A 25,514-nucleotide genomic window follows, 5' to 3' on the forward strand; every position below is an offset into this window, starting at 1 on the left:
AGCGCGGCAACGCGAAGTCAGCCGTGGCGGCCCGACCAGTGCACGTGGGTGATCTTCCAGCCTGCGTCGGTTTTCGCGAGCAGCATGGTTTCGACCACCACTTCGCTCGGTCCGCTGCCCGGCGTCGCGATGGCGCGCAGGCGCTTTTCGCTCACGACCCAGGCCACGTCGGTGCCGGCGCGCGCGTCGCGTCGCACGAGCTCGCGATGGACGGTGCGCAACGCGGTCGAATCGCCCTTCGCCGCGCCGTCGATGTAAGCGTCGCGCTCGCCCAGCACCTGGCCGTTGGAGACGACGACCGCGTTGGGCGTCATTTGCGCGCGCGCCGTTTCGAGATCGCCGCCGACCATCGCCGACATGAACGTGTCGACGACTTGCGCTGCTTCCCGTGCAGCGGGCGATGCGTCGGGCGCACCGATGGACGCCGCGTTCGCCTGGGCGAACACCGGGCCGACCGAGATGGTTGCGAGCGCGAGAGAGGTGGCGAGAACGAGAGAGCGCATGGCGTTGACGGAGTACGGGGGATGCGCAATTAGCGGTAACCGCGCTTTTCCATGCACCTCCCCAAAACGGGGGGGAGCCAATGGCCTTGCGATGACAGCAGAGTCGGATGGTTGGCGCGTCAGGCCCAACCCGCTCGGCGTTGCCGATCCGATTACTCCAGGGGACTCCATTTCGTGAAAACCGCTCGTCGACACGCGCGTTCCAGGACTCTCGTCCGCGCGAACCTCACCGCTTCCTTGCTGATGGCCATGGGCCTGGCTCCCTCGATCGCGATGGCGCAGGACTGCGCCACGGCCACGCCGGGCCAGACCCAGTGCGTCGGCGCGACCGCGACGGGCGCGTTCGCCACCGCCGTCGGCAACCTCGCCACCGCCACCGGGACGAACAGTGCCGCGTTCGGCTACAACGCGAAGGCCACCAACACCAATACCGTCGGCGTCGGCAACAACGCCAACGCCAGCGGCCTGAATGCGGTCGCCATCGGCAACAACGCGGTCGCCAGCGGCAACAACAGCACCGCGATTGGCAATGGCGCCAAGGGCATCGGCATCTACTCCAATGCCATGGGTTACCTCGCCAATGCGCAGGGGTCCTACAGCAACGCGATCGGTGCCTACTCCAACGCCACCGGCAGCAACGCCTCGGCGTTCGGCTACTTCGCGCGCGCCACCGGCACGGCGACCACGGCAGTGGGTCGTTCGACCAACGCCTCGGGCGCCAACGCGACCGCCGTCGGCGATCGCGCGGCGGCTGCCGGCGCATACGGCACCGCGCTCGGCGCGCGTTCCACGGCGGGCGGCACCTGGAGCACGGCGGTCGGCAAGTCGGCGAACGCCAGCGGCGCCTATGGCACTGCGCTCGGTGCGCAGGCGAAGGCGTCGGGCCAGATGTCCACGGCCGTCGGCGTCGTCACCGAAGCGCTGGGCAAGTTCTCGGTGGCACTGGGCACCGATTCGCACGCCTACCAGGACAACTCGCTCGCCATCGGTTCCTACGCGCGATCGATGAAGAAGTACGGCATCGCCATCGGCACGGGCGCGTACACCACCGGCGCTTACGCGATGGCGATCGGCAACGAAGCCTACGCCAACGGCTGGGACGCGACCGCCGTCGGCTACAGCGCAGCCGGCATCGGCGACGACTCCATCGCCGTGGGCTCCTATGCGTGGGCCGCGGGCAAGAACAGCGTTTCGATCGGCCTGGTGTCCACCGCCAACGCCGACTTTGCGACGGGCCTGGGCGCGTACGCCAACGCCTACAGCTTCGCGAGCACCGCGATCGGCACGTATTCCAACGCCTTCGGTGCATTCAGCAACGCCACCGGTGCGTATGCGTGGACGGCCGGCGATTTCGGCAGCGCCACCGGCGCCTACGCCACGGCGCTGGGCAAGATGAGCACCGCCGAAGGCGCGTATGCGCAGGCGCGCGGCGAAGTCAGCGTCGCGACGGGCGCGTACAGCATGGCCGTCGGCGACTACGCCACGGCGGTCGGCCCGCTGGCCACCGCCGGTGGCGTTTCGAGCGCCGCGCTGGGCGATACCGCGTCCGCCGTCGGCGATTACGCCACCGCGCTCGGTGCGTACAGCACGGCGCTGGCCAACAACAGCGTGGCGCTGGGTTCGTACTCGGTCGCCGATCGCGACAACACGGTGTCCGTCGGTGCGGTCGGTGCAGAGCGCCAGATCACCAACGTGGCCGCCGGTTCGCAGGACACCGACGCGGTCAACGTCGGCCAGCTCAACAACGCGCTGGTCGCGGTGGGCGCAAGCAGCGCCGCGCAGCTGGACACGGTCGCGGCCGCCTTCGGTGGCGGTGCGTCGATCGACGTCAACGGCCTGCTCGCGATGCCGACCTACAACCTGCAGGGCACCAGCTACTACAACGTCGGCGATGCCTTCGGCGCGGTCGACGGCTTCATGAGCAGCCTGAACACCACAATCTCCACGCTTTCCACGCGCGTGGAGTCGCTCGAAGGTACGCCGGGTCTCGGCCTGCCGGTCGGCGATGGCTCGGGCCTGGCGCTCGGTCCGGACAGCAGCACGGCCGATCCGACCGACGTGGCCTTCGGCCCCGGCGCGCACGTCGGCGCCGACAGCAGCACGGCGATCGGCAGCAACGCGACCGTGACCGCGAACGCGACGAGCGCGGTGGCCATCGGTGCCAACTCGGTCGCCGACCAGGCGAACACCGTGTCCGTCGGTTCGGCCGGCGCCGAACGCCGCGTGACCAACGTCGCCTCCGGCACGGCCACCACCGATGCCGCCAATGTCGGCCAGGTCCAGGCCGGCGACACGGCGACGCTGCATTCGGCCAACGCGTACACCGACAGCCACATGCAGGCCTTCAACGACCAGTTCACGCAATTGCAGGACGACGTGAACCTGCGCCTGAACCACCAGGACCAGCGCATCGACCAGCAGGGCGCGATGAGCGCGGCGATGTTGAACATGGCGATCAACGCCGCGCACAGCCGCAGCGACAACGGTCGCATCGGCGTCGGCGCAGGTTGGATGAATGGCGAAAGCGCGCTGTCGGTCGGCTACTCCAAGCAGATCGGCGACCGTGCGTCCTTCAGTCTGGGTGGCGCCTTCACCAGCGACGACAGCTCGGCCGGTATCGGCTTCGGCATCGACCTGTAAGGGAACCGGTCAGCGGCGCTCGCTCGGGGGAGAGAGCGCCGCGCAGGACGCCGTGCCGGTACCGTTGTGGCGACGGACCGGCACGGTGCTCCTGTTTTTATTCGTAAGCGTCGACCAGGTCCGCAAGCAGGGCCTGCACCGGTGCCATGCCCTTGGCATAGCGGCGCCAACCGCCGACGTTGCGCGCATGGATCGGCTGGCGCAGCTGCAGCGTGCTCGCGGTCGTGGTGACCGTCTTGTTGGCGAGAATGTCGGTGACGCCCCGCACTTCCGGCAGGCCCAGGTAGGCCTGGACGCGCGCGGCTTCCAGGTCGGGATGCGAGACCAGGTCTTCGTAGCGCACGTCGAGGATGCGGCCGGGCGCGATCGCGTGCCAATGGCGCATCAGGCGGGCGTAGTTGCGGTAATGCGTCGCCAGCTCGTCCAGCGCGTAGCTGTACGCGTAGTACTTGTGCGCGAACAGCTCCTTGAGGTTGGAGAAGCAGCTGTCCATCGGATGGCGGCGCAGGTGCACGATCTTCGCGTGCGGCAGTGCCCGCAGGATCGCGCCGCACCACTGGAAGTTCATCGGGTGTTTGTCGACGTAGAACGCATTGCCTTCGGCGAACCAGGCCGTCTTGGCGAGGTAACGGTTGCCGAGCAGGGTCGGGTCCAGGCGCGCGAGGTAATCGCCGAACCAGGGTTCCAGCGCCAGGTTGAGGCGGTGGTTGTTGACCCACTGCATCTGCTGGCGGAAATCGTTGAGCTCCCCGCAGGTCTTGATCTGCGGGTGATTGCCCAGGATGCGTTCGAGCAGCGTCGTGCCGGTGCGCGGCATGCCGACGACGAAAATGGGGGTCGCCTCGCGCGGCACGTCGCCGCAGTCTTCGATCCATCGACGCGTGGTGGCGGCGATGATTGCGTCGTATGCGGCGGTTTCCTGCGCGCAGTCGTGTTCGGTCACGCTGCGGCGGGCGTTCGCACCGGCCATGAGCGCGTCCCACGCCGCGTCGGTCTCGCCGAGCGCGTCGAGTTCCTTGAACAGGCCGTAGTGCAGGTAGGTGACGTCGTCGTTGTCGAGTTCGGGATGGCGCAGCGCCGCCTGCATGCGCGCCACGCGCTCGCGTGCGTGGTCCTTGCGCCCCAGTTGGGCGCGGAACCAATGCGCATGGCCGAAGCACGGGGCTTGCGCGATGCTTTCTTCGCAGGACGCCACCGCGCCGTCGAGCTGGCCGACGAAGCTGCGGACGATGGCCTGCATGTTCGCGACCATCGGGTGGTCGAAGCCGGTGTCGCGCGCGCGGTCCAGGCACGACAACGCGCGCGGCTGGTCTTCCAGGCTGCTGTACAAGCGCGCCAGGTCGACCATCAGGGACGCGTTGTCCGGATGCTCCACATCCACCAGGCCCAGCGTGGCGTGGGCCAGTTGCCATTCGCCGACGTCCAGCAACACCTGCGCGATTTCCAGCAACTCCGCGGGCGGCGCGTGCACGGCGCGCGCGCTGGCCTGGAAAGCGTTGAAGGTCGCTTCGCGCGTGAGCCCGACCGCGTGGCAGATCTGCGCCAGCATCGCGTAGGCGAGCGGCTGGTCCGGCGCGTGCTGGATCAACTGCACGCACAAGGCTTCGGCCTCGGCCAGGCGCTTGTGCTGGAAATGGTCGATGGCCTGCTGCCACAAGGCCGGAAGATCGGGTTGCTGCATGGGGGAATGACCGGGGCGAGGCGCGCGCCCGCAAACGCCAGTTGACCACCGCGCCCCCGCCCCCCGCCCCCCCTGAAATGGGGAGTTTCAATGCCCGCACGCGACGCCGGAGTCTTCGTTGTCGCGGTCGTCCGCGCCGATCCGAATTCATCTTCCAGGGGAAAACATGTCGCCGCTTGCCAAGGCCCTGTCCGTGGCCATTTTCATGTCTGCCGCCGGCCACGCCGTCGCGGCCGACGCTGCTTCGCCCGCCACCCGCGCACTCGGCGCGATCCGCCAGAATCCGGCGGCCGCGCGCCTCTCGGCGTACGACAACTTCCAGGTCCGCGGCGTCGTGGTCGATCGCGACGGCACCGAACACGTGCGCATGGATCGCACCTACCAGGGCCTGCCGGTGATCGGCGGCGACCTGGTCGTGCATTCGAAGGCCGGCGTGCTCAAGCGCACCAGCATCACGCAAGCGGCGGCACTCAACCTCTCGGTCGCACCGAAGATCGATTCCAAGGCCGCCATCGCCGCGGCGGGCACGCAGTTCGGCACGAAGTTCGACGTGGTGCCGACCTCGCGCCTGGTCGTCTACGCACGCACCGCGCAGCCCAAGCTCGCCTATGACGTGCTGTACGTCGGCGCGAAGCAGGACGGCACGCCCACGCGCATGCACTACTACGTCGACGCCGCCAACGGCGCGATCCTCGGCAAGGTCGACGCCATCGAAACCGGCACGCTGCCCGGCACCGGCGCGCAGACCGGCACGACGCCGACCACCCCGGTCACCACGCCGGCCATCGGCCCCGGCTTCTCGCTGTTCGCGGGCAACGTCACTCTGAACACGCAGTGGAACGCCACGCGCCACATCTACGAGCTGAAGGACACCACGCGCGGCGGCATCGCCATCACCGACATGGGCAATGGCTACCGCGGGACCGGCACGCAGCTGGTCGACGGCGACAACAAGTGGGGCAACGGCGCGCAGAGCGATCGCGCGAGCGCGGGCGTCGACGCGGCCTACGGCTTCGCGAAGACCTGGGACTTCTACAAGACCGCCTTCGGCCGTGCAGGCGTGCGCGGCGACGGCGTGGGCGCCTTCGGTGCGATCCACTACCGCATCAACTATGCCAACGCGTTCTGGAGCAACGATTGCTCCTGCATGTCCTTCGGCGACGGCGACGGCAGCATGCTGCGTCCGCTGGTGTCGATCGACATCATCGGCCACGAGGTCAGCCACGGCGTGACCGCGGCGACGGCCGGGCTGGTCTACAGCAGCGAATCGGGCGGCCTCAACGAAGCCACCTCCGACATCCTGGGCACGATGGTGGAATACTTCGCCAACAATCCGAAGCAGCCGCCGAACTACGTGATCGGCGACCAGATCTTCACCACGCCGGCGCCGGACAAGTTCATCCGCACGATGTTCAAGCCGCACCTGGACGGCATCTCGCCGGATTGCTACCCGAGCGCCACCACGCCCTCCAACGGGATCACGCTGGGCAACTTCAAGGCGATGGACGTCCACTACTCCTCGGGCGTGGCGAACCACTTCTTCTACCTGCTCGCCGAAGGCGCGGTCGTCCCGAACGGTTACGGTGCGAACACGCCGGCCAACCTGGGCGCGAGCGACCTGGTGTGCAACGGCAACGTCGGCCTGGCCGGCATCGGCCGCGATGCCGCCGCGCAGATCTGGTACCGCGCCCTGACGCTGTACATGGTCTCGAACACGGACTACGCCGGCGCGCGCGTGGCCACGATGAACGCCGCGGGCGATCTGTACGGCGTGGGTTCGCCGAACCAGCTGGCCGTCGCGGCGGCGTGGGATGCGGTGACGATGCCCTGATTCGGGCGCGTGGAATGCAGGAACGGAAAACCCCGCCTCGTGCGGGGTTTTTCGTTTGGGCCTGGCGTGCGACTCAACGCAGCCCGAACTGCACCAACTCCGCGCCGCCATGCACGAGGGGCGCTTCGACGCGCACGACGCCGAGGTTGCGGCAGTAATACTTGTATTCGACATCGCCGGGCGTCAGCGCCGTGGTCTCCCGCGTCCTGATGCAATCGTGGAAGCGCCCCAGCCCGGTTTCGACGCGGATGCCCACGTTCTGGATCAGCGCAGCATCTTCGGCGACACCGGCTTCGAACTCCTGCAAGTAAGACGTGCCGACCACGGGGCGATTGAACATCACGATGCCCGCCTTCGCGCCGCGCGAACCGGCCTGCCACGAACCCTCGTGCGACGCATCGATGCGATTGCCTGCGGCGTCGTAGGTGTATTCGACCGTCGCTTCGCCGAAATACCAGACGTTGCCGCCGTTGTCCTGGCCGTACCAGTCCTGCGTGTCTTCCAGCAACAGCGCGCGCTTGCCATTGCACTGCGGATCCGACCACACCTTGTCGGTGACCTTGCGTGCGGCGAGGCCCGCGTAGGCGCCCTTGAAATCATGCTTGGCCGCGTGGGTGACCACGACGTCGTTGACCTTGCACTCGCCGTCTTCCAATTCGTACGACACCGTGCGCGTGCCCGGTTGCATCGGCGAATACGCATTGTCGATGACCAGCGGCGCGTGGAAATTGGAAAGGCGGAACTCCGGTTGGAAGGGGCCGGCTGCGAAGGCGACGCTCGCGGGAGAGGCCAGGATCGAAAGCAGGCAGGCCAGTAGGGTGCGGGGCTTCATGGCAAGTCCTCCTCTCGAGGCGATCAGGCTGGCTGCTGTATACGTCATCCAGACGCACGACTCCCTCAGTCGGCCGTTAAATCGCCGCGAACACGCCTGGAGTTTCCGATGAGTTGGCAAAGCTGGATTCCGTGGGCCCTGCTGTCGGCCACTTTCGCCGCGTTGACGGCGGTGTTCGCCAAGGTCGGCGCGCACGAGGTCGACTCCAACCTGGCGATGGCGATCCGCACGCTCATCGTCGCGCTCGTGCTCGTGCCGCTCGTCGTGGTGACCGGGAAGTGGTCGAACCCGATGGCACTGCCCGGCCGCACGCTCGTATTCCTCGCGTTGTCGGCGCTGGCGACCGGCGCGTCGTGGCTGTGTTACTTCAAGGCGCTGCAACTGGGCGAGGTCACGAAGGTCGCGCTTGTCGACAAATCGAGCGTCGTGCTCGTCATCCTGTTCGCCTTCGCCTTTCTGGGGGAGCGGCCTTCGGCGCGCGATTGGATGGGGATCGCACTCATCGTTACGGGCCTGGGGATCTTCATTTTCCAGCGGCGTTAACGGCCGGCTGAGCCAGCATTAAGGACGGAATTACTTTCGCGCGCCCACGATGGGCGGATGGTCGCGTTGCGTCTCTCGCAAGCAAGCCAACGCGGACTCCTGTTCGCTGTCTTCTTCGCGTTGGCCTTCGCCTTCCTGGGCAGCCGCGGCCTCTGGGATCCCGATGAGGGGCGCTATACGAATGTCGCCGCGAACATGTTGTCGAGCGGCGATTGGCTCGTGCCGCATCGGCAGCAGGAAGTCGGCCATTGGACCAAGCCGCCGCTGACCTATTGGGTGGTCGCCGCGAGCATGGGCGTGTTCGGGCTCAATCCCTGGGCCGCGCGGCTTCCCGTCGCCCTCGCCTACCTCGCATGCATCTGGATGGTGTCGCGGATCGCGCGCCGGCTCGCGCCCGGCCAGGAGATGCGTGCGGCGATCACGTTCGCCACGATGTTGTTGCCGGCGATCGCATCGCAACTGGTGACGACGGATTTCCTCCTCACCGCATTCGAAACGCTCGCGATGTGGTCGTACATCGAACTGCATTGGGGCGATGGCCGCGCGCACTGGCGATGGTTGACGTGGATCGCTTTCGCGCTTGCGTTCCTGACCAAGGGGCCGCCGGGCTTGTTGCCGATGCTCGTGGTGATCGGGGCCGAGTGGAAGGCGCCGCGCGAGCGTCGCGTGTTCCGGCCGCTGGCGTTCTTCGTGTTCGCGGTGTTGGCGACGTCTTGGTTCGTCGCGGTCACCGCGCGCAATCCGCATCTGTTGCGCTACTTCCTCGGGATGGAAGTCATCGATCGCCTCACGACGAATGAATTCCGCCGGCACGGGGAGTGGTACGGATGGGCGGTGGTCTACATTCCGACGCTGCTGGTCGGTACGTTTCCCTGGACCTTCGCGTTGTTCGGATGGATCAGGGGGCGCTTGCCGACGTCGATCGACCGCTTCGTGGCGGCCTGGATCCTGGTGCCGCTGATCGTGTTCTGCATCGCGCGCTCGCGGTTGCCGTTGTATCTGCTTCCGTTGTTCGTGCCGCTGGCGATCGCGACCGTGCTGCCGCGGCCGGGGCTGCGCCCGATTCAATGGAATGCCTTGATGGTCTGGGTGCCCATCCTGATCGCGATCCGCATCGTGGGCGCGTCCATCGACTCGCCGCAGGACGCGCGCGCCTGGGCCGATGCGATCCGCCAGCGCGCGCCGGGCCATGTCGACCAGGTGGTGTTCATCGATGACCCCGCGCGTTACGGATTGCGCGTGCATCTGGATGCGGAAATCGAAGACGTGTCGCTGGCGCCGATGCCGCCGCCCGGCGAGGCGCCCATCAATGCGCCCTTCGACGAGGACGCCGCGCGCGAATTGCTCGACGATCCCGATCCGCTGCACACCGTCTGGGTCGTGCAGCAAGCGCAGTGGACGCAAGTCCAGGCCTACCTGCACGCGCGCGACCAGCGCGCCGTCGCGCTCGGTGCTCCGTTCAGCGGGCGCGTGTTCTTCCGCGTCGAAACGCCGTCGAACCCATGACGCCGCACGCATGACACCCGCGCGGCTCTATGGCCCGCAGTTGATCGCGATGGCGGTGGCCGCCGTCGCCCTTGCGTGGGTCTTCCACGCCACCGCACTGGACCTGCGTCTTGCCAACCCCTGGTACGACCCGGTCAGTCATTCGTTTCCCTTGCGGTCCTCGTGGATCACGACGTACGCCATCCATCGGCAGCTCAAGCTCCTGTCCATCCTCCTGGGGCTGGTCATGTGGTGGATGGCCCTGCGTGCCTTGCGCGCACGCACGGGCTTCCTGGCCACGCACAGGCGACGGCTGTGGTGCATCGCGATTTGTTTCCTCGCCGTGCCGGCGGTGATGGCGATCCTGCAGACCATGAGCACGATGCACTGCCCGTGGGACGTGATCGAGTACGGCGGCGCCGCGCCTTACCGCGATCTGCTGCAGGCGCCGGCCGTCGGCGTTCGCGCCGGCCATTGTTTCCCGGCGCGGTTCGTGACGGTCGGCTCCTGGATGCTGTCCTTCGCGTGCCTGTGGTATCCGGAGAAACCGCGACGCTGCATCGTCGTTGGTGTCATCGCGTTGGCGTGGGCGCTCGCGCTCGGATGGATACAGCAGGCCCGGGGCGCGCATTTCCTTTCGCACACACTGTGGTCGCTGTGGATCAGTTGGGGGATCGTGCTGTTGGTCCACGCGCTGTGCGGTGCGTGGCGCGAATCGACGGACGCTTAGAACTTTTTCTGATAGGCGACCATGACGCCACCATGCGGCAGCAATCCCATGATCAACGGGTGCTCGCGCTTGTGCGCCCAGATCCCCCACGCAATACCAATGCCCGCACCCACGATCACGTCGCTCTGCCAGTGCCCGTGCACTTTGACGCGCGCGATCATGTCGTAGGCCGGCAACAAGGTCAGCGCCCACACCGCCGGGTGGTCCTCGTGGTACTCAGCGATGAAGGGCGTCACGATCGAACTGATTTCGGCGGCTTCGCCGCTTGGAAAACTGCCATAGCCGCTGCCGTCGAAGAAATCGCCGGGATCGGTGTTCTGGCTGGGACGTTCGCGCGAGAACACGGCCTTCATGACCGTCGTCGTGCCTGCGGTGAGCACCATCGAATCCAGCGCCTGGTCGAAGGTGCGCCCCATGCGCGAGTCGTTGTCGACGAACAGCGCGCCGCCGATCGTGACGACGGCGGCGGTGAGCGCGAATTTCTTCTGCGTGTCGCGGTTCCAGATGCCGGAGTCGTCGTAGGTGACCAGATGGTCGATCAGGAACGGGTTGCCGGCGTGGGATCGGCACGGCACGAGCAAGGCGCCGACCAGGAAGAGCGCGGGGGCAGCGCGACGAGGAAACATGGGCGAACTCCTGGCGTTCTTGCAGCCGTTATTCGCCCTCGCGCGTTAGCCGATGCTCGGCGGAAACTCAGCGGTGCGTTAAGTCCGGGATCGGCGATCGCGCGCGGTAACAGATGCCTGAGTTTCGCCCCACCTGGGCGTAACCGCCTTTGGGTAGTGTCGCCGGACTGGCCGTGCCCCTCGCATGGCAGGGAGAGGTCCATGCGCTTTCGTGTCCTGACGTTGGTGTTGTGTGTCGCGGCGCTTCCCGCCGTGGCGGCCGATTCGACCGTGACGCGCGCCCAGGCCGAAAAGGCCGCACTGGTGCGCGTCCCGACGGGCGTGGTGAAGAGCGCCGAACTCGAAACCGAGCACGGCAAACAAGTGTGGTCCTTCGACATCGCAACGCCGGCCTCGAAGGACATCCATGAAATCCAGGTCGACGCGACGAGCGGGCAAGTCGTGCGCATGGAAATCGAAACACCCGCCGACCAGGCCAGGGAGCGCGCGGCGGACAAGCACGAAGCCAAGACGGAACACTAGGCATCGCCGATGAACCAAACGCCCGTACTGATGCTGTGGACCGGCGGCTGGGATTCGACCTTCCACCTGCTGCAACTGCTGTTCGAACATCGCCTTCCCGTCGTGCCGATCTACCTGGTCGATCCCACGCGCAAGTCTTCGTTGATCGAACTGGAGACGATGGACCGCATTCGCGAGGCGCTGACGCAAGCGCATCCGGAAACGCGTGCACTGCTCCACCCCACCGAGATGGTGCGGGTTGCGGATCTTGCGCCGGACCCGACGGTGCAGGATGCGTTCGACCGCATGGCGCTGCGGTATGGCATCGGGTCCCAATACGCCTGGCTGGCCCGCTTCGCCAAACAGCGCGGGCTGCAGGACATGGAGATGTCGAGCGAGCGCGCACGACACGGTGCCAGCGGCGTGTTGATGGACTGCACCGTGCCCGCGCAATCGGCGCATGGGTATCCGACCTTCCGCGTGGCGCCGGACACGGCCGATCCGGATATCGGCGTGGTGTTCGGGGCCTTTGCATTCCCCATGATCGGCACGACCCGCGAGGACATGACGCAGGTCGTCAAACGCAACGGCTGGGGCGAACTGATGGGCATGACTTGGTTCTGCCATCGCCCCACGCGCAATGCGCAACCCTGCGGCCTGTGCAATCCCTGCCGCTATGTGATCGATGAGGGATTCGGCTGGCGCATCCCGCCGGCGCGACGCAGGCTGTCGGCGGTCTATCGCGCGACGGTGCTTCCGTTGCGGACGCGTGCGCGGCGCTGGCTGCTGCGGTGGCGGGCGCGGGGGGCGACCGCCTGACAGCCCGCTCCGGGAACGGGCGCTGACCCGCGATTTGCTGAACACGACGAGCGGGCTGGCCCGTCGACCCACCCGGGACTACGATCCTTGCCTGCCTGCGCCCCCCGGGAGATCGAAGATGCAGTTGTCGCGCGCCGAACTCGATGCCGCCCTGTTCCAGCTCCACGCGTCGGTCCCGCTGTGGCGGGATGCACTCGAAGACGAAGACGCATTGCGCACGACTTACTGGCGCCTGGCCGATCGTCTCGTCGACGCGGCCCCGACGCATGATCGCGATTGGGTGGCGCAACAGGTGGCGGCCGGCGCTCGATCCATCAAAGGATCCGGCGATACACGATGAAGCCGGATCGCTCCGCGACGGTGTCATAAAGCTTGCGAGCGACCGCATTGGTTTCGTGCGTCTGCCAGTACACGCGCGGCAGGCGCGCCTGACGGGCGAAGTCGTACACCGCTTCGATCAGGGCCTTCGCCACGCCGCGGCCGCGCACCGCGGGGGAGACGAACAAGTCCTGCAGATAGCAATTGGATTCGACCTGGATCGTGCTGTGGTGGAGGACGATGTGGGTCAGACCGACGAGCGCGCCCTCGTGCTCCGCCACGAAGGCATGCATGGGCACGGCCGGATCGAGGAGCCGCGCCCACGTCGTGGCGGTGATTTCCGGCGCAAGCGCCGTCGCGCCTTCGCGGCCGTAAAAGGCGTTGTAACCCAGCCACAGTGGCAACCACTGCGCATGGTCGTTCGGCGTGATCGGGCGGATTTCGATCGTGTCCATATCGCGTATCGGTCCTTGGGCGCAAGCCGTACTCGCACTGACGAATATCCCACTCATGGGAATGTTTGTCTTCGTTTCGCGCAATTGTTCGTCGCACAGCGGCCCACACAAAGGTCTCGCTGCACGTTGCCCTGGCGCTCGCCCGGGCCCTCCAACAAGGAACGAACACATCATGCGCAATACCAAGCTGGTTTCTTCCCTTCTCCTCGCCGCCACGCTGGGCGCCGCCGCCTTCGGCGCGCAGGCGCAGGACAAGGGCTTCTACGCCGGTGCCGGCGTCGGCCAATCCTTCGTCGACGAAGGTGCTTACGACGATCAGGACACTGCGTTCTCCGCCTTCGGCGGTTATCAGTTCAATCGCTATTTCGCACTGGAAGGCGGTTACGCCGATTTCGGCCAGATCGAATCCGACCGCCCCGGCCAGCCTTCGCTGGAAGGCGACACCGCGTATCTCACCGCGGTGGGCATCATTCCGATCACCGACAAGTTCTCCGCCTATGGCAAGGCCGGCGTGCATCGCTGGAACCTGGACAACGCGCTGCCGTCCCTGACGGGCAGCACCGACGACAGTGGCAGCGACCCGACCTATGGCGTCGGCGTGCAGTACCGCATCAACGATCGCATCGCGCTGCGCGGTGAATACAGCCGATTCGAGATCGAGGATCTCGACGCGGACCTCGCGCAGGTGCAGATCCGCTTCGACTTCTGAACGACATCGCGGAAGTCCTGCGCATCCTGCACGAGGACCTTGGAGCAGCGGTCAGACCACCCGCACCATCTGCCCCACCTTCGACAACAGATGCTCGACCTCGTACGGCTTGGTCATCAAGTCCATGCCGTGACCGAGGAAGGAACCCACTTCCGCGCTGTGACGCGAGTAGCCGGTGAGGAACAACACCGGCAAAGTCGCATCGCACGCACGCGCGACATCCGCCAACTGGCGTCCGTCCATGCCCGGCAGGCCGACGTCGGTGAGCAGCAGGTCGAAGCGCTCGTTCTCCAACAGGGCGAGCGCCTTCTCCACGGTGTCGACGGCCGTGCATCGATAGCCGAAGGAGACCAGCACCAGCGTCGTGACCTCGCGCACCGAGTCGGAGTCCTCGACGAAGAGGATGTGCTTGCCGTTGCCGACCTTCGGCAACAGGCCCACCCGGGCGATTTCCATCGGCAGCGCGAGGCCGTCGCCGCTCGGCAGACGCAGGGTCACGGTCGTGCCTTGGCCCGGGACGCTCGCGATGCGTGCATCGCCGCCGGACTGGCGTGCGAAGCCGTAGGTCATCGCCAACCCCAAACCGGTGCCCTGCCCGATCGGCTTGGTGGTGAAGAACGGTTCGAAGACGCGGTCGAGCACGTCCGCGGGAATCCCGACACCATCGTCGACGACCGTCAGTTCCACGTACTCGCCGGCCGCGACGTCTTCGCCTTCGCCCGACACGGCGCGGCGCGTGCTGATGCGCACGTGGCCGCCGTCGGGCATGGCGTCGCGCGCGTTCACCACCAGGTTGAGGACTGCGTTCTCGAGTTGGTTGGCGTCCACGCGCGCGATGCGCGCCGCCGGATCCAGGTCCAGGGTGAGCGACACGCGTTCGCCGATCGTCCGGCGCAGCAGGTCACCCAGCGAGGAGATGCGTGCGTTGATGTCCACCGCGCGCGCGTCCAGCGGTTGTTGCCGCGCGAAAGCGAGCAGGCGATGCGTGAGTGCGGCGGCACGCCTGGCCGAATCGCTGGCGGCCTCGGCGAATCCGCGCACCGTGTCGGTCCTGCCGGCTTCCACGTCGCGCAGCATCAGGCTCAACGAGGTCAGGATGCCGGTCAGCAGATTGTTGAAGTCGTGCGCGATGCCGCCGGTGAGCTGGCCCAGCGCGTCCATCTTCTGCACCTGCATCAATTGCGCTTCGGTGCGCTGGTGCGCCGAGATTTCCTGTTCCAGTTGCGTGTGCGCGTTTTCCAACCGTTCGCGCTGCGCGGCTTCGCGCATGGCGCGCAGTTCTTCCTCGGCGGCGCGCACGCGCAGCAAGGTGCGCACGGTGGCGATCAGCACGCCCGGATCGACCGGGTGGATCAGATAGGAATCGGCGCCCGCTTCGAGGCCGACGATCACGTCGCGCGTGTGGATCGCGGCAGCCGAGACCTGGATGATCGGCAACAAGGCGGTGCGCGGGTCGGCGCGCAAGTCGCGCACGATGTCGAAGCCCGAATCGTCGGGCAGGTTCACGTCCAGGACGACGACGTCGATCTCGTCGGCGGCGATATGCGCGCGGCCCTCCTGCCCGGTGCCGGCCTCCAGGACGTGGTAGCCCTGGCGCTCGATGACGCGCCGCATCGCGTACCGCGTGACGGCGTTGTCGTCGACGATCAGGATCACGGGCTTAGTCATGGAGCAACGCCTCGGGTTCGGCCACCGACGGCAAGGCGATCGGCAGGCACACATGGAACTGCGATCCCTTGCCGACCTCGGAGGTGACGCCGACCGTGCCGCCCAACAGGGCCGCGAATCGCTTGCAAAGCGCCAGGCCCAGCCCCGTGCCGCGCACGCGGCGCTGCAGCGGCGAGTCCACCTGGGCGAAATCTTCGAACAACATGTCCAACATGCCGGCGGGAATGCCGATGCCCGTGTCGGCGACGGTGAAGCGCACATGGTTCTCGCCCTCGCGCTCGGCGCAGACGCGCACGGTGCCCGACGGCGTGAACTTCAGTGCATTGGCGATGTAGTTGCGCAGGATCTGCGCGACCTTTTTATCGTCCGTATACAGCTTGGGAATGCCCACCGGTTCCTCGAACACCAGGTCGACGTCCTTCCCTTCCACGATCGGGCGGAACATGCCGCGCAGCGCGGAAAACAGGTCGACCATCTCGAACCAGCCCGGCGAGATCGTGATGCGGCCCGCTTCGATCTTCGCCAGGTCGAGCAGGTCGTCGACCATCTCGCTCAGTTCGGCCGCGGCGGTGCTGATGAACTGCACCTGCTTGTGTTGTTCCTCGTTCAACGCGCCGTCCAGTTCGTCGTCGAGCAGGCGCGTCATGCTGCGGATGGAGCCCAGCGGCGTGCGGAATTCGTGGCTCATGTACGACAGGAAGCGCGACTTCAGCTCCGAGGCCTGCTTGAGCTGCTCGGCCTGGGTGTCGAGTTCGCCGTAGAGCGCGAGCACGCCCTGGTTGGTCTCGTCGAGTTCCTCGCGCAGCGCGGCGTTTTCCGCACGCAGGCGTTCGAGGTCGGCGTGCTCGGGTGTGGTCATGGTCGGCCTCCGAGTGGCACGACGACGACAGTGGCGTCGTCGCGGCCGCGGTCATGGTCGCGCAACAGCACCGCGGCGATCACCGCGGGATGTCGGTTCATCAGGCCGGGCGTGTCGCGCAAGGTCCAGCGCGTCGCCAGGCCATCGCTGTACATCACCAGCAGCTTGCCGGTGGACTGCGGGAAGTCGAAGGCCTTCGCATTGCGATAGGCCACGCCGACGATGCCGGGATTCGACGCGAGCCCGCGCGAACCTTCGAGCGTGTGCAGCGCAGCGGAGATGTTGCCGATGCCCGAGAATCGCAACACGCCGCTGTCGTGTTCGTAACGCGCGATCGCCGCCGCGCCGCCGCGCGTGCCGTTCATCGCCACGTGCAAGGCATCCATGCCCGTGCCGACGGCCTGCGAGGGATCCTGTTCGAACGCGATCGCACCTTCCACCGCGGCCTTGTGCGCGAGCGCGCCGTGGCCGAGTCCGTCGATCACCAGCACGCTGGTGCATCCGGCGTCGAACGACACGCGCCAGGCATCGCCGCACACCGGTTCACCCTCGTAGGCATGCACCGCCGCGCCATAGCGCAGGTCGACATTGGGCTTCTGCTTCGCGTGCAGGCGCGAGAGCACGACCGAACCGTTGGCATCGGAGTGCACGTCGAACACCTGCGATTGCCGCGCCACCGCGCCCAGGCCGATGCCCTGCGTGCCGCGCGTGGACATGCCGTCCTCCATGCAGCGCGACAGGTCGAAGCCGGGGCCGCGGTCCACCGCCATCAATTCGAGGCCGCGTCCGCCGTCGCGCGCGGCGACCTGCTGCACGTAGAACGCGCCGCGCCCGGCGTGCTTGAAGACGTTGGAGGCCAGCTCGGTCGCCACCAGCGCGGCGCGCGCCGCGTCGGTTTCGTCGAACCCCAGGGCATGCGCGGCGTGCTGCGCGTATCGCCTTACCTGCCCGACGCAGGAAGCATCCTCGATCGCGATCCGATGCGGCGTGTGGCCAGCCAGGACGACGTCCATCGAGCGCTCAGGTCCACTTCGTGATCGTCACGCGCGTCCCGTTGCCGGCGGCGGTCTGGATCTCGAATTCGTCGACCAGGCGCTTGGAGCCCGTGAGCCCCAGGCCCAGCCCGTTGCCCGAGGTCCAACCGTCGGTCATGGCGAGCTTGAGGTCGGGGATGCCCGGACCTTCGTCATGGAACATCAGGCGCAGGCCCTTGTGCGTGCCGTTGAACACGATCGACCAGTCCATCGCGCCGCCGCCACCGTAGATGACGGTGTTGCGCGCCAATTCGCTGGCCGCGGTGATCAGCTTGGTCTGGTCCACCAGGCGCAGGCCAATGTGGATCGCCAGTTTGCGCACCGTCTGGCGCGCGACGACGACATCCTGTTCGACAAGGATCGGTTGCGATCCGCTGGCGCTGGTGTTCATTGATTGACCGCGCGTTGGCGCAACAGCGCCATGCCGCGTTCGACGTTCAACGCGGTCGCAACGCCCGGCAAGGTGAGCCCGAGTTCCACCAGGGTGATCGCCACGGCCGGCTGCATGCCGACCAGCACGGTTTGCGCATCCATGATGCGCGACAGGCCGGAGATCGTGCCGATCATGCGGCCGATGAAGGAGTCGACGATTTCCAGCGCGGAGATGTCGATGAGCACGCCGCGCGCACCCGTCGTGCGGATCCGCTCGGCGAGATCGTCCTGCAACGTCAGCGCGAGTTGATCGTGCATGTCGACCTGGATGGTGACCAGCAGGTACTGGCCCATGCGCAGGATGGGGATACGGTCCATGCGTCAGTTCGCCTTCGTCACCTTGAGGTTCAGGCGTTGCATCGCCAGCGCGAGCGCATCGGCGAGGTTGGCCTTGGTGACGATGCCCTGCAGGTCCAACCCGAGATGGACGATGGTCTGCGCGATCTGCGGACGCACGCCCGAGATGATCGCGTCGGCGCCCATCAGGCGGATCGCGGTGACGGTCTTGAGCAGGTGCTGGGCGACCAGCGTGTCGACGGTCGGCACGCCGGTGATGTCGATGATCGCGATCTCCGACCCGGTGTCGACGATGCGTTGCAGCAGCGACTCCATCACCACCTGCGTCCGCTGCGAGTCGAGCGTGCCGATCATCGGCAGCGCCAGCACGCCGTCCCACAGCTTCACGACGGGCGTGGAGAGCTCCAGCAGTTCTTCCTGCTGGCGCGCGATGATGTCTTCGCGCGATTTCTGGAACGCGGTGATCGTCAGCATGCCCAGGCGGTCGATGAGCTCACTCACCTGCCAGGTCTGGTCGGCCATCATCTGTGGCGAATCCTGGTACTCGTTTCGCATCTGCTCGAACATCGCCTGCTTCAGCGAGAAGATGAAGTTGGCGGTCTGCGCGGCCTCGAAGCCTTGCAGCGCGCGTGCGCGCGAGAGGTTTTCAAGGAACCCGCGCGTGGCGCCCCATTCGTTGGCGCGCACGTCCGCGGCGTCGCCCTTCGAGGAAGCCTCGACGAGATGGCCCAGGAACTCCTTCGCCTGGCGCGCGACTTCGTCGCTGCCGATGCGCGTATCGCGCTGGGCACCGCTCTCGGTGAGGTTCTGGGTCCAGCGAGACAGGATCCCGGCTTCGTTCTTTCGGATCGATTCGATCGTGCGTTGCTGCAGGACGGCCATCTTGTTGTTCCCCCTAAGTAGTCCGGCACTATGGGGGGCGCGTTCGAACAATGGAAGTTATTATTTTTAAAGGGATTTTCACTCCTTCGTCACGAGCGGTCAGGCACGCGCGCAACCCGAATCGAGCGATGTACGGGGCGTTTTTTCGCCGCGACGGACAACAAAAAACCCCGCACGTGGGCGGGATTTTTTGGCGTCACGCAAATGGGGTGCCCGGTGACTGATGTCTGGTGCCCGGGAAAGGACTCGGCCCCCACGATTTTACTCGCTAGTACCCGGAAGGGGCACGCGTAGACACGCATGCTGCTGATTCTATTGAGAATCGGCATTTTTGAGGGCGATCAATTCCGATCATCGCCGATCAACTCCTACAAATACTTACGCCCTTATATTGCGCAACCAGCTCCGTCACCTTCGGACTCCAGCGCCGTCTCTAGCCTAGGGACGCCCTATCTGTATAACGTGACCCGCAGGTCGGCAGTTGGGGCGCACAGGAGACACGCATGGATCTCAAAGACTTCGTCGCAAATACGATCTCTGGAATCATTGAAGGCTTGGTCGAGGCACAAGCCCGCATCGACGCCCACGGGGCCTTCGTAAATCCTGGCAACCTTATGGGGTCCACCAAAGATCGCGGTGAGTCTGCCTTGTGGGATAACCGCAACAACAACTACGCTCGATCTATTAGCTTTGACGTTGCGCTTACGGTGCAAGAAGGCACCAACACAGGCGCCAAAATCGGCGTGGCAACGGGGCTGCTGAATCTCAACGCGGGCGGCGCAAGCGAAAATAGCCAGCTCGCAGTCAATCGCGTGCAGTTCAGTGTTCCAATTCTGTTTCCAGCCAATGATCTGCCTGAGGAGGCACGCAAGGCGCGCTACTGACAGTGACAATCAATCGGACGGTAGAGCAAAGGGGGCTGACGTGCCGATTTTCAACTCAGTGCAACAGTGTTCCGAGCAGGCTGCGTCCTGGACAAGTGGTGACTACATCGCCCTGGCTGCGTTGGGTACTGCACTTATCACCGGAATGATTGCGTACCGTGCGTACATTGCGTCCATCAGACAGTTGGAACAGAACCAACGGCACAATGAGCTTTCCGTTCGCCCGCTCCTAGACTTCGATGTCGATATTTGGGCGCCGGATGGAGAAGGTGGAATCTGGTTAGCCAACCATGGGTACGGCGCCGCGGTCCTGAAACGGATTGGCGCGACGCTCGACGGCACTGACTACGACTTCTTTGACCCAATTGCACAAAGGCAGTTTCCTCGCGCAATCCCAAACGCAACGAATTTTCAAATACCCTGCGACTTCGAGTACCTAACTGGGGAGACTCATAGAGCATTGGGTACTGCCATTCCGCATGGCACAAGAAGCCAGCTCATGCTGATCGTCAAAGATACGACCAATAATTTCCGGGCGAGCTTCCATGCCGCAAAGGGTCTGAAACTTTGGGCCAACTACGAGGACCTCTACGGGAACGAGTTTTCCGCCAGTTTTGACAATAGCGACTACCAACCGATTCCCGCTGGGGAAATTCTCGACTTCATAGAGGGCATGAAATCGCAAGGAGCTGGAAGCCGCTCTATGCCTGGTCCTTGATCAGCGCGGGCCGTAGGCGAACGCGGCGAACTTCGATGTTCGGCGGCCTGCGCGGGCCGCTACTTCACCACGGCGTTGCCACTGCAAGCACATACTTACCTGCATGGGACGCAGGCGCGTCTCGTAAGGATTGGCCGAAAAAAATGTACTCAACCGGGACGAGTTCAAGTCGGCATCCGTTGACACGCAAAGAGCATTGGTTCGGCTACAACAAAGCCGTTGCTGCCGCCAGAAAGCTCAGCGACATATTGGATACAGGCCCAAGCGACGCCGACTTCGTGTGGCGCGTAATGGAGGGCCAAACCGCTGCCTGGGATAGGACTCGAAGCGCCACGATTTTACTCGCTAGTACCTGAAACTAGTGCGTCTACCACTCCGCCACACGGGAAGTCCGAAGTGGGCTACCGCTCATCGAGCGCGCAGCTCGAAACCAGAGACGTGCGCTTCTCAATGCGTTGCTCGCCGCAAGACGCGGTCGGCAAGCAGCGCATCTTGCGCAGACAGCGAATCTCATTGGGATCCCTGTACTCTCACTTCACGGGGCAGTGGACTGAAGAGAGCTACCTCGTCGAACAAATGATCAAGCCTTTCCTTTTGGTTGACTGGGATATGGACAACTTCAAAATTCCATGCCTTTCGAAAGCAACACAAAACACCTGAGCAGCCGGCCTCCCACCAGCGAAGGACTCGATCAAAGTGTGTCACGCCATCAGGTTAAGGGCATCTAAAGGTCGACGCCGAAGACGCGTTCTGTTCAGCGAACATGTCACCCCCCCGCTACGTCGGCCTCCTTTCGCAAGAAGATCAAAATTGAATCTTCGTTCAACGGAATTCTTTCCGGCACGTCGACCCGCTCGATGCGTTCCTCGATTTCGGCAGTGTCCGGGTAGTCGCCTAAGGCTTCTCCAGTCGCGCTAGATGCGGCGTCCAGCAGGGCGTCACTTGGTTCGCCGTCAACATAGAAAACAATATCGAAAGCGTCTGGACCGCGTCTTATACATACTACTGCCCGCAGCTCGGGAGTGATCTCTCCCCACAAGCCCCTTACAACGCTGATGATGATGCTTTCACGTGTAATCATGGGTTAGGCCTAATCGGGACTATGTGGATGCCGTCCTTTGCGTAGATGATCATGCCATTGGTCGTTGGTGCTGTGAGCCCTGTCTTATCGTCGACGTAGGTTCCAATCACGCGTCCGAAGTCGACGCGTTCCTTAGAGCCAGGCAACCCAACGTCAATCGAATTAGCTTTCTTGCCAGTGCCTGCAAATTTTGCCAACTCCTCGGGATCAGCAGTCAATATGCTTTTACCGGGTACGTAGTTGTTGTGCCCAAGCTGGTGTTTCCCTTGTTTTCCGGGGTGAACCTTGGGCCAGAATCCTCGCATTGGTCCCCGGTACCTACCGTGGGTCAGAATTCCGAACGCGGTAAAAATGGCGAACTGAGCGACCGCCTGCCTTGAGTAGTCGCCAGTGTCGACAAAACGTCCGAAAGCTAGGCCCATCGCGGCACCCTCCTCCGCCGCGCTCCCCTCAGTAGTCGCAGCCGCTTCCCCACCGAGCCAGATACGTAGCCTTTCGGGGTCGTTCCGAAGCCTATAAGCGACAACTGCGCCGTAAGCCCGATCTGCTGCATCGCGCCCGTCCGGATCAACGAAACGATATGGATTGTTGTTTGCGTACCAATACCGATTGGAGCTGTGCCCAAGCCTATCGTCGGCGGTGACCGGGTCGACCGAGAGGAACGCGCCAACCCATTTCTGGCATTCCCGTATTCGATGATTTCGATGACCTTGAGGCCGCTCGTAAGTCAACAGGCGTTACGCTCGCGCTCTTGAGACCGCAACGCATACTCGGACTCGACATCCGCAATGCAGGAAATCCGGACTGGACTGCCGAAGAGAGAGACAAGCTACTTCAAACCCAACGCCAGGGTGGTCTGTTCGACGAAGGGGATCCTGCGAGCATTCGCACGCTTCGCAAACTTCCGCACGAATTTCACTATCGGTATCAATGCATCCAGGAGTCTGGGCAGAAAGAGTACCGACACAAGATCGTCGATTGGGAAGCCGGCGCTCTATATTGGAACGTGCAGAGATCACATGGCCCGAATTGGGAGGCTCCATTCCGCGCCAAGTTGGAGACAGACTTGCCGAGCAAGGATCTGATGTTCCTGATGGGGACCATCCACAGGTTCCCCGATCAATGGCTGATCGTCAGCTTGATCTATCCACCCAAGGCACCTATCGATGACGGGTCTCAGGGACAGCTGTTTTGATGGTCAGATGAACCACGTCAAGATCGCGATGCTTGGCGGTTGCTAGGGCGACGAGTCGTCTATGGCACCGAGTGAAGTCTGCTTCAAAGCAGATCAGGCACGACGCGGATGCACTTGCGATGTCTGCCAGATCACGCACATCTGCGTTTCTTGTCGCTAGATGCGCAGAGAAGGCCTTTTCGTACTTGGGCCAGTCGCCATCCTCCTTGTAGGCGTTCCTGATGTCCTTCGGGCAACCAAGGCCAGGCATATGCGAGTAGCCAATACCCGCGTCGGCTAGGTTTTCAGCGAATGCCTTTTTTGAGAAGCCGCGCTTGCGCGAAAGGGGCAACTCGCGAACGTCAACCACGTTTCGAACTCCGGCGGCTCGGAGGCGCCGAATGAACTGGTCGACTTCAAGTCCCTCGTACCCGAACGTGCGAAGCGTTGTCATATCGAGCCCCCCCCTGACGAGTTACGTGTACCCGGTTAGTACCGGTGTTTTCAACCCGTCAGTAGCAAAAACCCCCGATCGCTCGGGGGTTTTTGTTTTTTGAATCTGGTGCCCGGGAGAGGACTCGAACCTCCACGATTTTACTCGCTAGTACCTGAAACTAGTGCGTCTACCAATTCCGCCACCCGGGCAGGTGGGCGCGTATGGTGCGGTGCGGCGGGGCCGATGTCAACGCGCTGGCGCATGATTTTGGGCGCCCTCGCCCGGGGGAACGTCGCCCTCGAAGGCCAGCGGCAGGGACACCGTCGCGCGCAGGCCCGGGTGGTTGTCGTCGAGGACCACGCGGGCGTGGTGGCGCACCGCGATCGCGCGGACCAGGCTCAGGCCCAGGCCGCTGCCGGAGGTGCCGCGATGGCGTTCGCCGCGGTGGAAGCGGTCGAACACGCGGTCGCGTTCATTCTCGGGGATGCCGGGGCCGCGGTCGCCCACGGAAATGCAGGCGTGGTTGCCGGTCCGCGTGACCGCGACTTCGACACCGGTGTTCGCGGGCGCGTACTTGATGGCGTTGTCGAGCAGGTTCACGACCAGTTGGAAGAGTTGGTCGGCGTCGCCGCGCACGTGCAGTGGCGCGGTGGCAAGGGACAGCGCGATGCCCCGCTCCGCGGCGATCGGTTCGTAGAGGTCCAGTGCGTCGCTCGCCAGCTTGGACAGGTCGACGGTCGCCTCATCCTCGATGCGCGCCTGCGCTTCGATGCGGGCCAGCCGCAGCAATGCACCCGAGGCCTGCAGGAGTTGGTCGGCGTCGGCGATGGCCGGCTCGAGGGCTTCGGGATCCACGGAGCCTTGCGTGCGCAATTGATCCAGCCGCGTGCGCATGCGCGTGAGCGGCGTGCGCAGGTCGTGGGCGATGTGGTCGGTGGCTTCGCGCACGCCGGCCAGCAAAGCTTCGATGCGGTCGAGCATCGTGTTGAAACGCAGCGAGAGGCGGTCGAAGGCATCGCCCGTCCCGTCGACGGGCGCGCGCAGGTCGATTTCGCCGGCGCCCACGCGCATCGCGGTGGCGTCGAGCGCTTGCAGGCGGCGCGCGACCCAACGCGCGGTCAACGCACCGATCACCAGGCCCAGCACGACCGCGATGGCCAGGGCCGCCAGCGTCGTGCGCGCCATCAGGGCTAGGAAGCCGCTTTCCGATCGCAATCGAAGCCCGGTGGCGACCACCACGCCGGGCGCAAGCGTCGTGCGTTGGACGAGCACGCGCGTGTTGTCGTGGTCGCGCGCTTCGCGCCAGCCATCGTGCGCGGGCACGCTCGCAGGAGGCACGTTGGTCGCGATCGCGCGGCTGTCGAACCAGGCGGCATACAGGGCATCGGGTTCGTCGGGCGTCGCGATGCGATCGCGCACCGCTTCGGACAGGCCCGTGCGCCCACCGTCGCGCCAGGCATCGCGCAGGCCGTCGCCCTCGGCGATGATCGCTTCGCGCGCATCGCGGATGAGCAGGGTCGAGACGGCCGCGTACACCGCGCCACCGAGCAGCGCGAATCCGATCAGGAACGACACGCACACCGCGAAGGCCAGGTGCCCGCTGGTCGAACGCAGGGCGCGTCCGAGGTTCACGCGTCGCCGAATCGATAGCCGGCGCCGCGCACGGTGTGCAGCAGCGGTGTCGCCTCGCCGTGGTCGATCTTCTGGCGCAGGCGGCTGATGTGCACGTCGATGACGTTGGTCTGCGGATCGAAGTGGTAGTCCCACACCTGTTCGAGCAGCATCGTGCGCGTCACCACGCGCCCGGCCTGGCGCATCAGCGCTTCGAGCAGGCGGAATTCGCGGGGTTGCAGGTCGATGCGGCGCGGGCCGCGTTGTGCCTGGCGGCGCAGCAGGTCCAATTCGAGATCGGCGACCTTGAGTTTGGTTTCTGCCGCCGTGGCGCCGCCGCCGTCATTGCGGCGCAGGATGTTGTCCAGGCGTGCGTTCAACTCGGAGAACGCGAAGGGCTTGCACAGGTAATCGTCGGCGCCTGCGCGCAGGCCTTCGACGCGATGGTCGACGTCGCCCAGCGCCGTGAGCACGATGGTGGGGACGCGGTTACCGGCGCCGCGCAGTGTGCGCAGCAAGGTGAGCCCGTCGAGCGCGGGGAGCATGCGGTCGAGGACCAGCGCGTCGTAGGGTTCGGTGGTGGCGAGGAAGAGGCCCTGCTTGCCGTCGGCCGCGTGGTCGACGGCGTGCCCCGCTTCCTTCAGGCCCTGTCGGAGCCAGGCGGCGGTATCGGGGTCGTCTTCGATCAACAGGATGCGCATCGCCGTCTCCTTCCGACCCGAGCATAACGCCGGGCCGGGATGTGGACGTGCGCATGCGATGGCC

General features: G+C 65.2%; 28 protein-coding genes and 1 tRNA gene. 12 read left to right on the forward strand and 17 right to left on the reverse strand.

The genetic code is table 11. From position 1 onward, the window contains the following. Window positions 1-17: 17 nt before the first annotated feature. The gene (locus tag AB4059_RS04080) at window positions 18-503 is read right to left on the reverse strand and encodes a YybH family protein (protein ID WP_498976831.1); all 486 of its coding nucleotides are present in this window, start codon (window positions 501-503) and stop codon (window positions 18-20) included. Window positions 504-746: 243 nt separating this feature from the next. On the opposite strand from AB4059_RS04080, the gene AB4059_RS04085 reads away from it, so the two are divergent. After that, window positions 747-3,143: a YadA family autotransporter adhesin gene (locus AB4059_RS04085; RefSeq protein ID WP_498976833.1), complete on the forward strand. Its 2,397-nt coding sequence runs from the start codon at window positions 747-749 to the stop codon at window positions 3,141-3,143. A gap of 97 nt (window positions 3,144-3,240) precedes the next feature. Here AB4059_RS04085 and AB4059_RS04090 read toward each other — a convergent pair whose 3' ends face one another. Then, window positions 3,241-4,824, reverse strand: coding sequence for a tetratricopeptide repeat-containing sulfotransferase family protein (locus tag AB4059_RS04090; RefSeq protein ID WP_498976835.1), 1,584 nt, complete (start codon window positions 4,822-4,824; stop codon window positions 3,241-3,243). Window positions 4,825-4,990: 166 nt separating this feature from the next. Here AB4059_RS04090 and AB4059_RS04095 point away from each other — a divergent pair, with 166 nt between their 5' ends. Further along, the gene (locus AB4059_RS04095) at window positions 4,991-6,655 is read left to right on the forward strand and encodes a M4 family metallopeptidase (RefSeq protein ID WP_498976837.1); all 1,665 of its coding nucleotides are present in this window, start codon (window positions 4,991-4,993) and stop codon (window positions 6,653-6,655) included. A 73-nt stretch (window positions 6,656-6,728) separates the two neighbouring features. Here AB4059_RS04095 and AB4059_RS04100 read toward each other — a convergent pair whose 3' ends face one another. Beyond that, the gene (locus tag AB4059_RS04100) at window positions 6,729-7,487 is read right to left on the reverse strand and encodes a hypothetical protein (protein ID WP_498976839.1); all 759 of its coding nucleotides are present in this window, start codon (window positions 7,485-7,487) and stop codon (window positions 6,729-6,731) included. Between the two features lie 108 nt (window positions 7,488-7,595). Here AB4059_RS04100 and AB4059_RS04105 point away from each other — a divergent pair, with 108 nt between their 5' ends. From AB4059_RS04105 to AB4059_RS04115, 3 genes are read left to right on the forward strand one after another with little or no spacing between them, the layout of a single operon-like run. Then, window positions 7,596-8,030, forward strand: coding sequence for an EamA family transporter (locus AB4059_RS04105; protein ID WP_498976841.1), 435 nt, complete (start codon window positions 7,596-7,598; stop codon window positions 8,028-8,030). Between the two features lie 57 nt (window positions 8,031-8,087). Next, entirely contained in the window at window positions 8,088-9,536 is a 1,449-nt protein-coding gene (locus tag AB4059_RS04110) for an ArnT family glycosyltransferase (protein WP_498976843.1), read from the forward strand. 10 nt (window positions 9,537-9,546) lie between these two features. Then, window positions 9,547-10,245, forward strand: a complete 699-nt coding sequence (locus AB4059_RS04115) for a phosphatase PAP2 family protein (protein WP_498976845.1) — start codon at window positions 9,547-9,549, stop codon at window positions 10,243-10,245. Here the strand turns inward: AB4059_RS04115 and AB4059_RS04120 are convergent. Then, window positions 10,242-10,871, reverse strand: a complete 630-nt coding sequence (locus AB4059_RS04120; protein WP_498976847.1) for a phosphatase PAP2 family protein — start codon at window positions 10,869-10,871, stop codon at window positions 10,242-10,244. The two genes, AB4059_RS04115 and AB4059_RS04120, sit on opposite strands and share 4 nt — an antisense overlap. 201 nt (window positions 10,872-11,072) lie before the next feature. On the opposite strand from AB4059_RS04120, the gene AB4059_RS04125 reads away from it, so the two are divergent. The 3 genes from AB4059_RS04125 (at window position 11,073) to AB4059_RS04135 (ending at window position 12,531) form a co-directional block, all read left to right on the forward strand. Continuing rightward, window positions 11,073-11,393, forward strand: coding sequence for a PepSY domain-containing protein (locus tag AB4059_RS04125; protein ID WP_498976849.1), 321 nt, complete (start codon window positions 11,073-11,075; stop codon window positions 11,391-11,393). 9 nt (window positions 11,394-11,402) lie between these two features. Then, the gene (locus AB4059_RS04130) at window positions 11,403-12,191 is read left to right on the forward strand and encodes a hypothetical protein (protein WP_498976851.1); all 789 of its coding nucleotides are present in this window, start codon (window positions 11,403-11,405) and stop codon (window positions 12,189-12,191) included. A gap of 118 nt (window positions 12,192-12,309) precedes the next feature. Continuing rightward, window positions 12,310-12,531 carry a hypothetical protein gene (locus tag AB4059_RS04135; RefSeq protein ID WP_498976853.1) on the forward strand — a complete coding sequence of 74 codons (222 nt, stop codon included), beginning with the start codon at window positions 12,310-12,312 and terminating at the stop codon, window positions 12,529-12,531. Here the strand turns inward: AB4059_RS04135 and AB4059_RS04140 are convergent. Continuing rightward, window positions 12,506-12,964: a GNAT family N-acetyltransferase gene (locus AB4059_RS04140; protein ID WP_498976855.1), complete on the reverse strand. Its 459-nt coding sequence runs from the start codon at window positions 12,962-12,964 to the stop codon at window positions 12,506-12,508. The two genes, AB4059_RS04135 and AB4059_RS04140, sit on opposite strands and share 26 nt — an antisense overlap. A gap of 172 nt (window positions 12,965-13,136) precedes the next feature. Between AB4059_RS04140 and AB4059_RS04145 the strand changes: the two genes are divergently transcribed. Next, window positions 13,137-13,673: an outer membrane beta-barrel protein gene (locus AB4059_RS04145; protein WP_498976857.1), complete on the forward strand. Its 537-nt coding sequence runs from the start codon at window positions 13,137-13,139 to the stop codon at window positions 13,671-13,673. Between the two features lie 51 nt (window positions 13,674-13,724). Here the strand turns inward: AB4059_RS04145 and AB4059_RS04150 are convergent, their stop codons facing one another. Genes AB4059_RS04150 through AB4059_RS04175 form a run of 6 tightly spaced genes read right to left on the reverse strand, consistent with a single transcriptional unit; the run spans window position 13,725 to window position 18,845 of the window. Next, window positions 13,725-15,341: a response regulator gene (locus AB4059_RS04150; RefSeq protein WP_498976859.1), complete on the reverse strand. Its 1,617-nt coding sequence runs from the start codon at window positions 15,339-15,341 to the stop codon at window positions 13,725-13,727. After that, the gene (locus tag AB4059_RS04155; RefSeq protein WP_498976861.1) at window positions 15,334-16,200 is read right to left on the reverse strand and encodes a sensor histidine kinase; all 867 of its coding nucleotides are present in this window, start codon (window positions 16,198-16,200) and stop codon (window positions 15,334-15,336) included. The genes AB4059_RS04150 and AB4059_RS04155 overlap by 8 nt, the downstream gene beginning before the upstream one ends. Next, window positions 16,197-17,213 carry an ATP-binding protein gene (locus tag AB4059_RS04160; RefSeq protein ID WP_498976863.1) on the reverse strand — a complete coding sequence of 339 codons (1,017 nt, stop codon included), beginning with the start codon at window positions 17,211-17,213 and terminating at the stop codon, window positions 16,197-16,199. The genes AB4059_RS04155 and AB4059_RS04160 overlap by 4 nt, the downstream gene beginning before the upstream one ends. A gap of 7 nt (window positions 17,214-17,220) precedes the next feature. Then, window positions 17,221-17,625 carry an anti-sigma regulatory factor gene (locus tag AB4059_RS04165; RefSeq protein WP_498976865.1) on the reverse strand — a complete coding sequence of 135 codons (405 nt, stop codon included), beginning with the start codon at window positions 17,623-17,625 and terminating at the stop codon, window positions 17,221-17,223. After that, a complete protein-coding gene (locus tag AB4059_RS04170; RefSeq protein WP_498976867.1) occupies window positions 17,622-17,984 on the reverse strand; it encodes an STAS domain-containing protein in 363 nt (120 codons plus the stop codon). Before AB4059_RS04170 ends, AB4059_RS04165 begins: the two co-directional genes overlap by 4 nt. Before the next feature lie 3 nt (window positions 17,985-17,987). After that, complete coding sequence (locus tag AB4059_RS04175; RefSeq protein WP_498976869.1) at window positions 17,988-18,845, reverse strand: STAS domain-containing protein; 858 nt, start codon at window positions 18,843-18,845, stop codon at window positions 17,988-17,990. Window positions 18,846-19,348: 503 nt separating this feature from the next. Between AB4059_RS04175 and AB4059_RS04180 the strand changes: the two genes are divergently transcribed. Both AB4059_RS04180 and AB4059_RS04185 read left to right on the forward strand, forming a co-directional pair. Beyond that, window positions 19,349-19,729, forward strand: a complete 381-nt coding sequence (locus AB4059_RS04180) for a hypothetical protein (protein ID WP_498976871.1) — start codon at window positions 19,349-19,351, stop codon at window positions 19,727-19,729. Window positions 19,730-19,769: 40 nt separating this feature from the next. After that, window positions 19,770-20,447 (forward strand): hypothetical protein, encoded by a 678-nt coding sequence (locus tag AB4059_RS04185; RefSeq protein WP_498976873.1) that lies wholly within the window; start codon window positions 19,770-19,772, stop codon window positions 20,445-20,447. Window positions 20,448-21,213: 766 nt separating this feature from the next. On the opposite strand, the gene AB4059_RS04190 is transcribed toward AB4059_RS04185, so the two are convergent. Both AB4059_RS04190 and AB4059_RS04195 read right to left on the reverse strand, forming a co-directional pair. Then, complete coding sequence (locus AB4059_RS04190) at window positions 21,214-21,528, reverse strand: MafI2 family immunity protein (RefSeq protein ID WP_498976875.1); 315 nt, start codon at window positions 21,526-21,528, stop codon at window positions 21,214-21,216. After that, a complete protein-coding gene (locus AB4059_RS04195; protein WP_498976877.1) occupies window positions 21,525-22,259 on the reverse strand; it encodes a polymorphic toxin type 50 domain-containing protein in 735 nt (244 codons plus the stop codon). The genes AB4059_RS04190 and AB4059_RS04195 overlap by 4 nt, the downstream gene beginning before the upstream one ends. Before the next feature lie 20 nt (window positions 22,260-22,279). Between AB4059_RS04195 and AB4059_RS04200 the strand changes: the two genes are divergently transcribed. Further along, window positions 22,280-22,723: a DUF8757 domain-containing protein gene (locus AB4059_RS04200; RefSeq protein WP_498976880.1), complete on the forward strand. Its 444-nt coding sequence runs from the start codon at window positions 22,280-22,282 to the stop codon at window positions 22,721-22,723. On the opposite strand, the gene AB4059_RS04205 is transcribed toward AB4059_RS04200, so the two are convergent. The 4 genes from AB4059_RS04205 to AB4059_RS04220 form a co-directional block, all read right to left on the reverse strand. Next, complete coding sequence (locus AB4059_RS04205) at window positions 22,689-23,156, reverse strand: DUF488 domain-containing protein (RefSeq protein ID WP_498976882.1); 468 nt, start codon at window positions 23,154-23,156, stop codon at window positions 22,689-22,691. The two genes, AB4059_RS04200 and AB4059_RS04205, sit on opposite strands and share 35 nt — an antisense overlap. A gap of 106 nt (window positions 23,157-23,262) precedes the next feature. After that, a tRNA-Leu gene (locus AB4059_RS04210) sits at window positions 23,263-23,347 on the reverse strand. 37 nt (window positions 23,348-23,384) lie between these two features. Beyond that, on the reverse strand, window positions 23,385-24,770 hold the full coding sequence (locus AB4059_RS04215; protein WP_498976884.1) for a sensor histidine kinase: 1,386 nt from the start codon (window positions 24,768-24,770) through the stop codon (window positions 23,385-23,387). Next, on the reverse strand, window positions 24,767-25,450 hold the full coding sequence (locus AB4059_RS04220) for a winged helix-turn-helix domain-containing protein (RefSeq protein ID WP_498976886.1): 684 nt from the start codon (window positions 25,448-25,450) through the stop codon (window positions 24,767-24,769). Before AB4059_RS04220 ends, AB4059_RS04215 begins: the two co-directional genes overlap by 4 nt. Window positions 25,451-25,514: the final 64 nt, after the last annotated feature.

The organism is Lysobacter sp. 2RAF19, from assembly GCF_052115395.1.
In the GTDB taxonomy this organism is placed as follows: Bacteria; Pseudomonadota; Gammaproteobacteria; order Xanthomonadales; family Xanthomonadaceae; genus Noviluteimonas.